The 13,328-nt window shown below is 47.5% G+C and carries 15 protein-coding genes; 5 read left to right on the top strand and 10 right to left on the bottom strand.

The features are described 5' to 3' along the window. Nucleotides 1-13: 13 nt before the first annotated feature. The 4 genes from HQN60_RS03245 (at nucleotide 14) to HQN60_RS03260 (ending at nucleotide 4,094) form a co-directional block, all read left to right on the top strand. Nucleotides 14-1,294 carry an AsmA family protein gene (locus HQN60_RS03245; protein WP_173532326.1) on the top strand — a complete coding sequence of 427 codons (1,281 nt, stop codon included), beginning with the start codon at nucleotides 14-16 and terminating at the stop codon, nucleotides 1,292-1,294. A gap of 64 nt (nucleotides 1,295-1,358) precedes the next feature. Further along, a complete protein-coding gene (ygfZ, locus tag HQN60_RS03250; protein WP_173532327.1) occupies nucleotides 1,359-2,378 on the top strand; it encodes a CAF17-like 4Fe-4S cluster assembly/insertion protein YgfZ in 1,020 nt (339 codons plus the stop codon). A 60-nt stretch (nucleotides 2,379-2,438) separates the two neighbouring features. Next, nucleotides 2,439-3,224 carry an enoyl-ACP reductase FabI gene (locus HQN60_RS03255; protein WP_173532328.1) on the top strand — a complete coding sequence of 262 codons (786 nt, stop codon included), beginning with the start codon at nucleotides 2,439-2,441 and terminating at the stop codon, nucleotides 3,222-3,224. A gap of 102 nt (nucleotides 3,225-3,326) precedes the next feature. Continuing rightward, nucleotides 3,327-4,094: a class II glutamine amidotransferase gene (locus HQN60_RS03260; RefSeq protein ID WP_173532329.1), complete on the top strand. Its 768-nt coding sequence runs from the start codon at nucleotides 3,327-3,329 to the stop codon at nucleotides 4,092-4,094. 44 nt (nucleotides 4,095-4,138) lie between these two features. Here HQN60_RS03260 and HQN60_RS03265 read toward each other — a convergent pair whose 3' ends face one another. The 8 genes from HQN60_RS03265 to rplM all read right to left on the bottom strand — a co-directional run bounded on the left by HQN60_RS03265 (nucleotide 4,139) and on the right by rplM (nucleotide 10,755). Continuing rightward, on the bottom strand, nucleotides 4,139-5,218 hold the full coding sequence (locus HQN60_RS03265) for a hypothetical protein (RefSeq protein ID WP_173532330.1): 1,080 nt from the start codon (nucleotides 5,216-5,218) through the stop codon (nucleotides 4,139-4,141). Nucleotides 5,219-5,368: 150 nt separating this feature from the next. Beyond that, nucleotides 5,369-6,880, bottom strand: coding sequence for a polyphosphate:AMP phosphotransferase (gene pap, locus HQN60_RS03270; RefSeq protein WP_173532331.1), 1,512 nt, complete (start codon nucleotides 6,878-6,880; stop codon nucleotides 5,369-5,371). A gap of 177 nt (nucleotides 6,881-7,057) precedes the next feature. Continuing rightward, nucleotides 7,058-7,408 (bottom strand): iron-sulfur cluster insertion protein ErpA, encoded by a 351-nt coding sequence (gene erpA, locus HQN60_RS03275; protein ID WP_173532332.1) that lies wholly within the window; start codon nucleotides 7,406-7,408, stop codon nucleotides 7,058-7,060. Between the two features lie 70 nt (nucleotides 7,409-7,478). Then, the gene (locus tag HQN60_RS03280) at nucleotides 7,479-7,895 is read right to left on the bottom strand and encodes a bactofilin family protein (RefSeq protein ID WP_173532333.1); all 417 of its coding nucleotides are present in this window, start codon (nucleotides 7,893-7,895) and stop codon (nucleotides 7,479-7,481) included. A 10-nt stretch (nucleotides 7,896-7,905) separates the two neighbouring features. Next, nucleotides 7,906-8,625: a DUF6776 family protein gene (locus HQN60_RS03285; protein WP_308419438.1), complete on the bottom strand. Its 720-nt coding sequence runs from the start codon at nucleotides 8,623-8,625 to the stop codon at nucleotides 7,906-7,908. Nucleotides 8,626-8,628: 3 nt separating this feature from the next. Further along, nucleotides 8,629-9,672: an N-acetyl-gamma-glutamyl-phosphate reductase gene (gene argC, locus HQN60_RS03290; RefSeq protein WP_173532335.1), complete on the bottom strand. Its 1,044-nt coding sequence runs from the start codon at nucleotides 9,670-9,672 to the stop codon at nucleotides 8,629-8,631. A 232-nt stretch (nucleotides 9,673-9,904) separates the two neighbouring features. Next, nucleotides 9,905-10,297, bottom strand: coding sequence for a 30S ribosomal protein S9 (gene rpsI, locus HQN60_RS03295; RefSeq protein WP_173532336.1), 393 nt, complete (start codon nucleotides 10,295-10,297; stop codon nucleotides 9,905-9,907). Nucleotides 10,298-10,326: 29 nt separating this feature from the next. Continuing rightward, nucleotides 10,327-10,755, bottom strand: coding sequence for a 50S ribosomal protein L13 (gene rplM / locus HQN60_RS03300; protein WP_173532337.1), 429 nt, complete (start codon nucleotides 10,753-10,755; stop codon nucleotides 10,327-10,329). A gap of 374 nt (nucleotides 10,756-11,129) precedes the next feature. On the opposite strand from rplM, the gene HQN60_RS03305 reads away from it, so the two are divergent. Next, nucleotides 11,130-11,549: an OsmC family protein gene (locus HQN60_RS03305; RefSeq protein WP_173532338.1), complete on the top strand. Its 420-nt coding sequence runs from the start codon at nucleotides 11,130-11,132 to the stop codon at nucleotides 11,547-11,549. A 96-nt stretch (nucleotides 11,550-11,645) separates the two neighbouring features. On the opposite strand, the gene HQN60_RS03310 is transcribed toward HQN60_RS03305, so the two are convergent. Then, the gene (locus HQN60_RS03310; RefSeq protein ID WP_173532339.1) at nucleotides 11,646-12,449 is read right to left on the bottom strand and encodes a formate/nitrite transporter family protein; all 804 of its coding nucleotides are present in this window, start codon (nucleotides 12,447-12,449) and stop codon (nucleotides 11,646-11,648) included. A 181-nt stretch (nucleotides 12,450-12,630) separates the two neighbouring features. Further along, nucleotides 12,631-13,266 (bottom strand): 2-polyprenyl-3-methyl-6-methoxy-1,4-benzoquinone monooxygenase, encoded by a 636-nt coding sequence (coq7, locus tag HQN60_RS03315; RefSeq protein ID WP_173534578.1) that lies wholly within the window; start codon nucleotides 13,264-13,266, stop codon nucleotides 12,631-12,633. Nucleotides 13,267-13,328 lie beyond the last annotated feature (62 nt).

Below are 13,328 nucleotides of genomic sequence, written 5' to 3' on the forward strand. Positions count from 1 at the left end.
AATAATCGATAAAATGATGACTAGCCCAAAAAAAATCCTCATCGGCAGCACTCTATTTCTTGGCTTTGCCGCTTCCCTGCCGTTGATTATGCCCTATGACGCCTTCAAAAACAGTTTAGAAACAAAGCTCTCTCAAATGAATGGCGGCAAGACGCAGATTGCGCATATCGAATTTAGTTATCAGCCTACGCCGGTATTTATTTTACGTGATGTGGTGATCGAACGGCCTGAGACAGCCCAAATTGCAGAGATTATTATTCCAGTCACTAGCTACAATCTTTTAAATTGGGGTAAATCGATGCGAAATGTGCTAATTCGCAACGCTGTTTTATCTCGTTCCTTCGCGCTTGATCTGCCAAATCGAATCAAAACTGACGATCACAATGGCTTTCGAGTCGATCGACTGGCGCTAGAAAAAGTCTCAATCAAGCTCGATCGCCGTACTGTTGGCCCAATTGATGGTGAATTACGCTTTCGATCCAATGGCAATATCGAAGATCTGGTTATTCGCACCGATCAAGACCGCGCAGAAATTCAAGTCCAACCCACAGAGCCGGGGCAATTCAAAGTACAATTTAACGCCCGAAACTGGGAGCTACCTTTAGGTCAGCCAGTTAAATTTGATTTTCTTAAACTCATCGGTACTGCCAACGCCAATGGCTGGACCATTTCAGATATTCGAGCAGATCTTTATGGTGGCCTCGTTACCGGCTCAGCACAACTTAACTGGCAATCAGACTGGCAACTCACCGGACACATTTTTGCCAAGAATATCTCTGTCGAGCCACTAATGAGTTTATATAGTCCAATTACACGCAGCACCGGTCGCATGAATGCCGATGCTAGCTTTAAATATCAAGGCGCCACTGAGCAACAATTATTTAAACAACCACAAATCCAAAGCCGCTTTATTATTCAAGATGGTACTTTGCATAACTTTGATTTGATCACACCACTCAAATCGCAAAATCCAACGACATTACGCCGTGGCGGACAAACCAATTTTAGTAGTTTATCTGGGAGTATTGCCATCAATGACAAGAGTGTCTCCCTCTACAACCTAATACTCCAGTCGGGTAAATTTCGGGCCAATGGCGAATTACGCATTTCACAACAAAAAATCAGCGGATCAATTGGCACGCAACTCGCCGCGGGCGCAATGATGGCCAATAATCAGCTCAGTATTTCCGGCCAATTAGCCGCACCAGAATTAAACAGTCGTGGCGCGCTACGCCCCAATCATGAAGAACGAAGCACCATCGCCGAAACCGATGCGCCTAAACCTGAAAACTAATCACTTAATATCAATTGGATATGCGGCCTAGCCAACCTGCCGCATCCTCAATAAGGAAAAACACATGACATGGACAGCATTTTTACAGCAAGCCGGCGCCCAATTCGAAGCACACCTCGTTACCCACTTTACACAGACTGAGACTGAATTAGCTGCACTGGAACAAAATTGGGTCATCTGTCCACTCAGCCAATACGGTTTAATTCGCTTTAGTGGCGAAGACAGCCAAGCGTTTTTGCAAGGCCAACTCTCAAGTGACGTTCGAGCGCTAGATGTTAACTCCGCGCAGTACTCGAGTTACTCAACACCAAAAGGTCGCATGCTCGCGAGCTTTTTAGTTTCACGTCAGCAAGACGACTATGTATTACAAATCGCCGCCGAGCTACAAGCCAGCATTCAAAAACGCTTAAGCATGTTTATTATGCGTAGCAAAACCAAGGCTAGCGATGCCAATACCGACTGGGTACAAATCGGTGTGGCCGGTCCTGCAGCTAGCGCACAAATTGCTGCGCTCTTTGGCAGCGTACCGGCAGCAATGACAGTACAACATCACGCCAATGCCAGTATCATCGGACTTGAGGGTGATCGCTTTCAAATTATGGCTTCACCCGAAGCAATGGCGACACTTTGGACTGAATTGATCAGCAAGGGCGCACAAGCAGCAGGAACAAGCGTTTGGCAGCTCACCGAAATTCGTGCCGGTAGCCCATGGGTCACCGCAGCCACCCAAGAAGAATTTGTGCCACAAATGGCCAATATGGAATTAATTGGTGGCGTTAACTTTAAGAAGGGCTGCTACCCAGGCCAAGAAATTGTCGCCAGAATGCAATACTTAGGCAAAACTAAACGCAGAACCTATCGCATGCATGTTGATAGCCGCGATGTGCTTGCTGGACAGGACGTGTATAGCTCGGATTCGGATGGCCAAGCCAGCGGCAAGATCATGCTCGCAGCCCCCAGCCCAGCCGGCGGCTCAGAAGTACTCGTTGTCGCGCAAATTGCCAGTTTACCGCTGGGATTGCATTTAATTGACGCCAATGGTCCGCTATTGACGCAATTAAATCTGCCATATGCACTCAACTGAAGCCAAAACAGCAATTTCATCATATAATCGCGAAATTCGCACAAGCAAGGATGTCACCCCATGGGGTTTCTCGCTAATAAAAAAATCTTAATTTGCGGTCTACTTTCAGATCGCTCTATCGCCTACGGCATTGCCCAAGCTTGCCGCCGTGAAGGTGCTGAACTGGCTTTCACCTACGTGGGTGAAGATCTAAAAGATCGTGTTGTTCGTTTAGCTGCTGACTTTGACTCAACCATCGTTCTGCCCTGTGATGTGGGTAGTGATGAGCAAATCGAAGCGCTATTTCCAGCATTGGCTGAATATTGGCCAACGTTTGATGGTCTGGTGCACTCAATTGGCTTTGCGCCACGCGATGCATTAAAAGGCGACTATCTGGATGCCGTGACACGTGAAAACTTTAAAATCGCTCACGATATCAGCTCGTACAGCTTTGCTGCACTGGCTAAAGCTGCGCGTCCAATGCTCAATGAAAAAGCATCGTTAGTGACGATGTCGTATCTTGGTGCTGAACGTGCGATCCCCAATTACAATGTAATGGGATTGGCTAAAGCCAGCCTCGAAGCCAATGTGCGCTATATGGCGGCGGCATTGGGAACCAGCAAAGAAATCCGTGTCAACGGTGTTTCTGCTGGCCCAATCAAAACTTTAGCTGCAGCAGGGATTTCAGACTTTGGTAAACTGCTTAAAGGCGCGGCAGAAGCTACACCGTCTAAACGCAATGTCACCAAAGAAGAAGTGGGTAATGTCACGGCCTTCTTATTGTCTGACTTATGCTCAGGCATGACCGGTGAAATCTTGCACGTTGATGTGGGCTTTAGTATCGGCGCAGGCGCTTTGGCGGGTTAATTACCCCTCGATTTCGCCCAAAATAAAGCCCGCAATCGCGGGCTTTATTGTTATTGATTGCCACGCAAACAAGCAAGACCCCAATTTTAAAGGTATTTAGCGATGTGCCAGTTACTCGGAATGAATTGCAACACCCCAACCGACATTGTGTTTTCCTTTGAAGGATTTCGGCGCCGTGGTGGACTCACTGCCGAACATGCCGATGGCTGGGGAATCGCTTTTTTTGAAGATGCAGGCTGCCGACTTTTTTTAGACTATCTACCGTCGAGCAGTAGTCCGGTCGCTGATTTGGTCCGTAGCTATCCAATCAAAAGCAAAAATGTCATTTCGCATATTCGCAAAGCCACCCAAGGTGTGATTAACCTCGCCAATACCCACCCTTTTCAGCGTGAATTGTGGGGTAAATACTGGATCTTCGCTCATAATGGCAACCTCACTGAGCTCGCCAAACTTGAGCCATCGCGCTTTCAGCCGGTGGGCAATACCGACAGTGAACAGGCTTTTTGTTGGTTACTTGATCAGCTCGCGCAACAATTTAGCGTCATGCCAAGCCGCATCGAACTCCATCAGGCATTAAGCCGCATTGCGGCGCAATTAGCGCAACATGGCTGCTGCAATTTTTTACTCTCCAATGGCGAAACCTTATGGGCCCACTGCTCAACGGCGCTGCACTATATCGTGCGCCAAGCGCCATTCACCGTCGCGCATTTGTCAGATATGGATTTAACGGTCGATTTTTCCAATGAAACCCGGCCCAATGATCGAGTTGCCGTCATTGCCACTCAGCCGCTCACCGACAATGAAACATGGACCGCAATGCAGCCGGGCGAGCTACTGATGTTTGTTGATGGTGAGATACAAAAAACATAGGTATTCTCATGTATGCTTTATTTTATATGGCACAGCGATAGATACTAGGCCTCGTGCTGATGCAAGCCAAGCAAGGCAAACACCGTATCATCAAAATATTCGCCCTGCTCATCGAGCTGGCGCAATTGAAACGAAAGCCGTTCGAGGCTGATTTGATTGTGTGCAAAGCGATCTCGAGTCATCTTCATGCTGCTCGCTCGTGCGGCGAGCTGATTTCGCCGCGCTTCAATCTCTTTGCGCTCGCGCTGATGTCCGCCAACCGATAAATACAGCCAAAAAATTAAGCCGCCAGCCACCCACCATAGCTCAAAAAACAAACTGGCAATCGCAATCAAAGTCATCAGCAAATACCAAATCTGATCGGCCTGCTCAAATTGCGGCACCATGACCGACAAGCTAGGCCAGCGGCGTTTCATCATCGAAGCAATGCGGGTGTCATCGGTTGCATCGCGCTTTTTGCGGGCCAAAGCGCCATCCAGTGCCAGACTAATATACCAATGGGTAATTACTTTTGAATGCAACCAATGGGTAGCCAAATACTGCGCCATTTTTTCATGCAATTGATCTCGAAATGAGCTGCTCGACAAGGGTGGCACACTATCGTTATATGGATCTTTCAGTGCATTTTGTACTTGTAGGGGGTATCCAGCCACATCCATTAATAATCGCCGACGCTCATTCAATACATCGGGATTAATCATGATTTCAGGATGATCCAGATGCAAATAATGCTGCAGCAATTTATCAACATCATCAAACGAGGGATGCGTGCCGGGCTGCTCTCTGAGTAATCCACGTAATCGAGCGACCTCTTGACGAATTAAATCCGCGATCGGCCCCGCTTCTGGCACCCATGAGCGACGCAATAAACCATCAATTTTATCTAACGGCTCATCATAATGACGATAATAAGCCTCGTTGTAACGACCAATTTCTTCCTCGTCGCGCTGCTTATCCCCCGTCAGCAGTGGGCGAGTCGGCGGCTCGCGGCGTAAATCTAATCCAATGCGATTGACCACACTATCTAACTCTGGCGCGACACCCGCCCGGGCAAAAACTGGATCTAGTTCATGCCGCTTATTTCGCCATTCTTCGAGCGCCTGCCAAATACTCCAATCGGCCATTATTTATTTTATTCCCTCAAACCTTTACCACAGCGCTCTCGCGCCTCACCTGCCCCAATTGGCCATCACCACGCAAAACGGTCGTAAATTAGCTGCGACCTGGCGCAGCATAACATCAATTCATCAACGCTCTTTGCGCCAAAAAACCACCTAGCGCACATCTAAAGCCGGTTGTTCTTGTTGACTTAACGCCGCTTCAATACGCTCGCACAAATGGCGAAGCACTTCAATCCGTGCATAATATTTGTTATTTGCCCCGACCCTTAGCCACGGTGAATTCGGGGTACTGGTTCGCTCGATTAAATCACTGGCGGCGGTGACGTAGTCATCCCATTTTTCGCGGTTACGCCAGTCTTCTTCGGTAATTTTGAAACGTTTATATTCAATCGCTTCACGCTCATGAAAGCGGTTTAATTGCTCTTCATTACTAATCGCCAGCCAAAACTTCACCACCAGCACGTTCGCTGCCGCAATTTGCGCTTCGAAATCATTAATTTCGCCATAGGCCCGCATCCAATCTGCATGGCTAGCAAAACCCTCTACGCGCTCCACCAAGACTCGACCATACCAAGAGCGATCAAACAGTGTGAGCTGCCCATGTGGCGGCAAATGTCGCCAAAAACGCCATAGATACGGCTGAGCACGCTCCTCTTCGGTCGGCGCCGCAATCGGGATGGTGCGATATTGCCGAGCATCCAATGCCGCAGTAATCCGGCGAATTGCCCCGCCTTTACCGGCAGCGTCCATGCCTTCAAACACACACACCACTGAAAGCTGCTTAAATTGAGGCTGTCGAACTAGGCCATTGAGTCGGCCTTGCAATTCTTCGAGCTGAACTTTGTAATCATCTTTGCTTAAAACATAATCTAAAGGCAGCGTATCGAGCAGGCGAACGCCATCGATAGACGGCATCAATGGGGCAGCATCAATACGATTTTGCCGAACAGAGCCGCGTTCCAGATGATGGCGAATGGCTTCTTCAATATGTCGCCCGACTGAGATATTGCGGTAATTATTGTCTGAGCTTTCAATCACTCGCCATGGCGCATCCGCTAAATTGGTACGCAGCAATAAATCACGGTAACGATCAATCATTTGATCATAGTTTTTTAAAAACCACCGATCTGATTCTTCAACTCGCCATGCCGTACGTGAATCGGCGCTGAGTTTTTTGATTTGTTTCTTCAGCTGGTCTTTAGATAAATGCAGCCAAAATTTTAAAACCAGCACCCCCTCATCAGACAGCATTTTTTCTAAGCGCAAAATTTTAGCCAGCTCACGCTCATAAGCAATTGGCTCTGCCGCATCTTGCATTTGATCCCACATCGGACCGCTATACCAACCACCAAAAAGAATAGCCATCTTGCCCTTGGGCGGCAAAATACGCCAATAACGCCAAAATGGCGGTCGAGCACTCTCTTCATCACTCGGTTCGGCAAATGCATGCGTGGCAATTAAGCGGGGATCTAACCACTTTAATAACAGATTAGCCACCTCACTTTTACCTGCGGTAGGCACGCCACCGAGCAATATAACCACCTGAAAATCAGCACGTTGCTTTAAATCATATTGAATTGACAATAAGCTTTGCCGTAATTCAGCTTCAAATTGCTGGTAAGACTGCTTGTCCAGTTGATGCCCTAATTCTGCAGATTCAAACATATGCTGACTCCGAGTCATGATGAGTCATTATTCAGCTTTAGCTGCATTTCGGGAAGCGTTTGCTTAAGAGCGCAACCAGAAAGCCATAACTGCCCAATACTCAATCAAAGTTCTCAAGCGATCAGCCATAAAAAAAGAGGCTTACGCCTCTTTTTTTACTTACATCATCGGTGAATATTAAACCGAGAATGAAGAGCCACAGCCGCATGTTGACTGGGCATTCGGGTTTTTAATGGTAAATTGCGAGCCTTCTAGGCTTTCAACGTAATCAATTTCCGCACCAACCAAATATTGATAGCTCATTGGATCAACCAATAAGGTCACGCCATTTTTAGTAATTGGCGTGTCGTCTTCATTGACGATTTCGTCAAAAGTAAAGCCATATTGAAAGCCTGAGCAGCCACCGCCCGTCACGAAGACGCGCAATTTCAAATCTGGATTACCTTCTTCCAAAATCAATTCATTGACTTTACTCGCCGCATTATCGGTAAAGACAAAAGGAAGTGGCATCTCGGTTTCAGTGGTCATAACAGCTCCGCCCATAATAGTTGACTAAATTGATAGGGTATATTATCCACGTCTGGCCCAGCAAGGTCAATCACTCTGCCTTGCTGTCCGCTACACGTGGTAGATCATCGATGGCCATCTCTTCACGCTGACCATTATGCACATGAATCAATCGCCCATCGACAATCGCACCCGGATGCATTTCTAGCGTTTTATACGCTAAATCACCGCGAATTCTGGATTTACTTTGCAACTCAACATAGTGGCTGACTTCGATTGGCCCACAAATTTCACCATTTAAAATTAAATGCGAGCACACCACTTTGCCTTCGATTTTAGCCTTGTCACTCACCACCAACGTGCCGTTTTTTTCATCAGTCATACTCACATCACCGATAATGGCACCGTCTAAGCGTAGGCCGCCGGCAAATTTCACATGCCCAGTCACCGTCGTGCCTTGGCCAATCAGGCTATCAATTTTGGTGCTGCCTTTTTTCTTATTAAACACACATATCCCCTTAGAATTTTTTTTGGCAACTGGCTAATACTTTACTGCCTTGTGGTTCAACCAAGCGAGCCTCCATCACAAATGGGCCCGTCGCACCAACCGGCAATTCAAATTCGCCTTCAGCGCGATGATAATGCGCAACGGCAATCGATGCGCCTTGGGTATTTGCAGACAATTGTTGTTTTTTACCGCCCTGATGATATTGCAAACTAACTAATAAACGCCCGGCCAGCTCAGTCGTTTTATCCGTTCCTTGCACCAGTAATAAACGATAACGCAATCGATCTACGGTGCTGGTTTGCAATTCACAGGCCACAAAACTGGCGGAGCGATTTCTATCATTGCTTTGCAATAAAGATTCAAAAAACGATAAAGTTTCTCGAGTGATTGCAAAATCTTGCTGCAATGCAGTGAGCTCACGCTTGAGCGCATCTCGCTCGGCCCCCACAACAGTCAGCTGCTGCGATAACAAAGCCTGCTCTTTGTGCAAAGCATCGAGCTGCTGTTGTAGACCTTGCATTTGATTTTGCTGCAAAAGCGAAGAATTCGATTGCCGCATATCTTTGCGGTATTCGCCCAACTGCATTCCAGCATAAAGCGCTGCAAGCAATACCCCCATAAATATAGCAATACGAAAGAATTTTTCTTTCATACTTAACTGCGGGCGTAATGACAAGGGCGTTGCAGTGATGCGCGCCCTTTGCGAACGATATAGACGTTTAATTGGCATCACTTAAGGCAGCAATGGCACAACATCTAAACCATGCTGTTCAGGTAAACCAAACATCAAGTTCATTACTTGCACAGATTGGCCTGAAGCACCTTTGACTAAATTGTCTTCCACCACCAAGATCACCAGCAAATCGCCATTACCTGGGCGGTGCACAGCAATACGTGCCGTATTGCTGCCGCGTACCGAGCGGGTTTCTGGGCAAGATCCTGCAGGCATCACATCAACAAACGGCTCAGCCGCAAATCGCTCTTCAAATAATTTTTGCACATCGGCCGCTTTACCAGCCTCAGTTAAGCGCGCATAAATCGTCGAATGAATACCACGAATCATCGGCGTAAGATGCGGAACAAACGTCAATTGCACAGGCGCGCCGTGAATTGCTGATAGTCCTTGCATGATTTCAGGCGAATGGCGATGACCTTTTACGGCATAAGCTTTGAAATTATCACTGCTTTCGGCAAATAAAGTGCCCACCTCGGCTTTACGACCGGCACCGGAAACACCCGATTTGCAGTCGGCGATAATGCCGCTGGTTTCAATCAATTGCAGGCCATTTTCAATCAACGGCAATAAACCAAGTTGTACTGACGTTGGATAGCAGCCAGCCATACCAATTAAGCGCGCTTTTTGGATGGCTGCGCGATTCACTTCCGGCAAACCGTACACCGCTTCGGCGAGTAAATCGGTACAGCTGTGCTCCATTGCGTACCACTGCGTAAATTCAGCAGGGTCTTTGAGGCGGAAATCTGCGGCTAAATCGATGACTTTAACGCCCGCTTCGAGTAATTCACGCGCTTGTGCCATTGCGACACCATGCGGCGTTGCAAAGAAAACCACGTCGCACTCGGTCAGTTTGGCGTCTTCGGGAGTGGAAAAAGCAATCTCAACGTGGCCACGTAGGCTAGGAAACATCTCAGATACTTTCATGCCGGCTTCTTTTCGCGAAGTCACCGCTTTGAGTTCTACATCAGGATGGCGCGACAATAAACGCAGCAATTCAACCCCTGTGTAACCAGTACCGCCAACAATCCCAACCTTGATCATGCTCTTTTCCCTGTTCAAATTATCACAGCGATAATAAAGCAAAATGCCAGCACTGTGTGAGCTTGCATGCATTGCTAACGCGCCAGCAATACGACAGTCAATTCAAATTGGGATGCGGGGTATATTAATGCAAGGCTTGTCAGATCAGCGCAGGCGCGCCAATACCAGAATGACAGACGTAAAAAAGCCATCCCCTAGGATGGCTCTTTGATCCAAACAATCTGTAAACGAATTAACGCTTAGAGAATTGTTTACGACGACGTGCGCCGCGTAGACCGACTTTCTTACGTTCAACTTCACGAGCGTCACGAGTAACCAGACCAGCCGATTTCAGAGTTGGTTTCAACGCTGCATCGTACTGAATCAAGGCACGGGTGATACCGTGACGAACCGCGCCAGCTTGGCCAGATTCGCCGCCGCCAACCACGTTTACCATGATGTCGAAAGCTTCAAGATTGCTAGTCAACACAAGTGGTTGACGAACGATCATACGGCCAGTTTCGCGAGCAAAGTATTGGTCCAATGCTTTACCGTTAACGATGATTTGGCCAGTACCTTTTGCCAAGAACACACGAGCTACAGAGCTCTTGCGACGGCCAGTACCATAATTGTATTTACCTACCATGATGCAATTCCTTTAAGTTTTGCGATCGCTTAGAGAGCAAGAGTTTTAGGTTCTTGCGCAGTGTGCGGATGCTCGCCACCGGCATAAACTTTCATTTTCTTGATCATTGCGTAGCCCAATGGGCCTTTTGGTAACATGCCTTTAACAGCAAATTCCAACGCACGGCCAGGAAATTTGTTTTGCATTTCAGTGAAGGTACGCTCGTAAATACCGCCTGGGTGACCAGTGTGACGGTAATAAATCTTCGCCGTTGCTTTATCGCCAGTAACGCGGATCTTGTCTGCGTTTACCACAACGATGTAGTCGCCGGTATCGACGTGCGGAGTGTATTCAGCTTTATGTTTGCCACGCAGGCGTTTGGCGATCTCGGCAGCGAGACGGCCCAGCACTAAGTCTGTGGCGTCCACAACGAACCACTCGCGCTTCACCTCGTGCGGCTTGGCAGAAAAGGTTTTCATGACTGCTAGTCCACGTTTTTGAATTTGAGAAAGTCGCGGATTGTAGCGGGTTAAATGCCACTCTGTCAAATGCATTTGCAAACAGATTGCAATCCGAGACAAAAAAAACGCAATCAAGGCATGCCTAGATTGCGCGAAATCCTACCAAATAAATGGAGGATGGAGGAGACGACATCGAGCAAAGCCCAATGTCATCGCCGATTATCACAGAAATTTAGGTGTAAGACAACCAAGTTTTCCGCGCTGCGACCAATGGTTATAGCACCAATCTTGTCGTTCAATTTACCTGCCGTGCCATCGCATCACCGGCGTTTCCCCGTTAGAATAGCGGCCGATATTCCATCGTTTTGCCTTAATCCAAGGACAAGTGAATTATGAAAGTACGCATTAAATGGGTCGAAGAAGTGAGTTTTTTGGCGCAGTCCGAATCTGGCCATGCCGTGCTGATGGACGGCCCACCAGAGGGCGGTGGACGTAACCTCGGGCCACGCCCGATGGAAATGCTGCTGATGGGCATGGCAGGCTGCTCTAGCTATGATGTCATCCACATCCTTAAAAAAGGCCGTGCGGACGTTAGAGACTGCGTACTTGAAGTCGACGCCGAACGCGCAGCAACCGACCCTAAGGTATTCACCAAAATTCATTTACATTTTATTGTGACCGGCAAAGCACTTAAGACAGAAGCCGTTGAGCGAGCGATTAAATTATCGGCAGAAAAATACTGCTCTGCCTCGATCATGCTTGGCCAAGTCGTCCCCATTACGCATGATTTCAGCGTGCTTGAAGCCAATTAATTGATATGTTTGACGCAAAAAAACGGCAAGAAGCAATTCTTGCCGTTTTTTTATTGAATGCCGATGCAGTATTTATTTGCTTGAATCTAATAATGTTTAATGCGCAGCGACTTCTTGACGGCGAAAAATCCAAGCATAAGGCAAACCAATAAATAAAGCCCCACCCACAATATTACCTAGCGTTGCAGGCAATAAATTATGCAGGAAAAAGTCACTCCAGCTGGCATCCAACCCAAGCAACATTGCGGCAGGGATAAAGAACATATTCGCAATACTATGTTCCATGCCCAGCGCAACGAATGCCATGACAGGCAACCAAATACCCATCATGCGCCCGAGAGTGTCTTTCGCTGAATAACCTTGCCAAGCGGCCACACACACCAAAATATTCGCCAAAATACCTTTAAAGAAAGTCACGACAAATGGGTTTTCTAATTTGTGATGGGCAACAGAGAGTAAAAATAGCGTTGCAGAATCATTGGGCTTAAAAATCCCCGTCATATAGGCAAAGGCCCATGCGGTAAATAAAGCACCAATAAAATTACCCAAATAAGAGAGCCCCCAGACTTTTGCCACATCGCGTTTAGCCAATAAATTACGTTGCAATGGCACCATTTGCGTCGCGCAATTACTGGTAAAAAGATCTACCCCAGTCAACACCACCGCAATAAAGCCCAAAGGGAAAACCGCGCCAAATAATAATTTACCCAAGCCAGGATTACTCTGCATCAACTCCGGTGAGCCCCCTGCGACACAAACCGCGAGCAAACCACCAAGGGAAATAAACATACCGCCGATAATGGCCATGACTGCCAATCGTGAACAAGGCAACGCTGATTTTTCTAAAGCACTGTGTTCAACATAATCAACAATGGCAGAAGGAGCTAACATCCCATTCATATCAAAGCCTGCATTTCTATTATTTAGATGGCGCTATTTTATAACGCGCATACCCACAAAGAGCGGAAGTATTGCCATGACGTTGGTATTGAATACGACAAATCTGATCTGGCGCAAAGTTCTAGCGCCTCATGTCAGCCGCCGCAATGCTCACAATATGCTATTTAATTTTTAAACTCGCTTAAAACCGATAACTGAGTTGCGTCATTAATTTAGAAGTTAACTGCATTATTTGTGGCACAGGCTGTGGCAAAGGAGCCGCCCCCATTTGATCGGCCAGCTCGGCATGGCTCATTTCATCCAAATACATTTGCGCCACAATGGCACGGCTTTTTTCATCCGACTCAGGCAATTCATTAAGATGACTTTGCAAATGTGCGCCAACCTGCCGCTCGGTTTCGGCCAAAAAGCCCAAATTCCATTTATCACCAATCACACCAGCGGCAACGCCCATCGCCAATGAACCGGCATACCACAGAGGATTAAGCACACTGCGGTGACTACCTAGCTCAGCCAAACGCCGCTGAGTCCAAGCCAAATGCTCGACCTCTTCATCGGCCGCTTGGCGTAATGCTTGCCGTGCAGCAGGGTCTCTGGCGGTCAAAGCCTGCCCTTGATACAGCGCTTGTGCGCACACTTCGCCGCAGTGATTCACCCGCATCAATCCTGCTGCGTGCGCTTTTTCTGCGCTACTCATTGCTACATCATCAATTTTGGCATCAGGATGAGCCCGAGCACTCACAGCGGGCGCAGCTAAAGTACGCAACACCGTGTCAAATTCAGTAATAAATTGGTCCAAAGAAGGTAATTTCAGCATCATCAGTTCTCCTTAAGCTGGCAATTCTACACTGTGCACATGTTATGATTACGAGATTGTAT

It is taken from the genome of Deefgea piscis, from assembly GCF_013284055.1.
Taxonomy (GTDB): Bacteria; Pseudomonadota; Gammaproteobacteria; order Burkholderiales; family Chitinibacteraceae; genus Deefgea; species Deefgea piscis.

Coding starts and splice junctions, on each gene's coding strand:
- HQN60_RS03245 (WP_173532326.1), top strand. CDS start 14: ATGATGACTAGCCCAAAAAAAATCCTCATCGGCAGCACTCTATTTCTT.
- ygfZ (WP_173532327.1), top strand. CDS start 1,359: ATGACATGGACAGCATTTTTACAGCAAGCCGGCGCCCAATTCGAAGCA.
- HQN60_RS03255 (WP_173532328.1), top strand. CDS start 2,439: ATGGGGTTTCTCGCTAATAAAAAAATCTTAATTTGCGGTCTACTTTCA.
- HQN60_RS03260 (WP_173532329.1), top strand. CDS start 3,327: ATGTGCCAGTTACTCGGAATGAATTGCAACACCCCAACCGACATTGTG.
- HQN60_RS03265 (WP_173532330.1), bottom strand. CDS start 5,218: ATGGCCGATTGGAGTATTTGGCAGGCGCTCGAAGAATGGCGAAATAAG.
- pap (WP_173532331.1), bottom strand. CDS start 6,880: ATGTTTGAATCTGCAGAATTAGGGCATCAACTGGACAAGCAGTCTTAC.
- erpA (WP_173532332.1), bottom strand. CDS start 7,408: ATGACCACTGAAACCGAGATGCCACTTCCTTTTGTCTTTACCGATAAT.
- HQN60_RS03285 (WP_308419438.1), bottom strand. CDS start 8,625: ATGCCAATTAAACGTCTATATCGTTCGCAAAGGGCGCGCATCACTGCA.
- argC (WP_173532335.1), bottom strand. CDS start 9,672: ATGATCAAGGTTGGGATTGTTGGCGGTACTGGTTACACAGGGGTTGAA.
- rpsI (WP_173532336.1), bottom strand. CDS start 10,297: ATGGTAGGTAAATACAATTATGGTACTGGCCGTCGCAAGAGCTCTGTA.
- rplM (WP_173532337.1), bottom strand. CDS start 10,755: ATGAAAACCTTTTCTGCCAAGCCGCACGAGGTGAAGCGCGAGTGGTTC.
- HQN60_RS03305 (WP_173532338.1), top strand. CDS start 11,130: ATGAAAGTACGCATTAAATGGGTCGAAGAAGTGAGTTTTTTGGCGCAG.
- HQN60_RS03310 (WP_173532339.1), bottom strand. CDS start 12,449: ATGAATGGGATGTTAGCTCCTTCTGCCATTGTTGATTATGTTGAACAC.
- coq7 (WP_173534578.1), bottom strand. CDS start 13,266: ATGCTGAAATTACCTTCTTTGGACCAATTTATTACTGAATTTGACACG.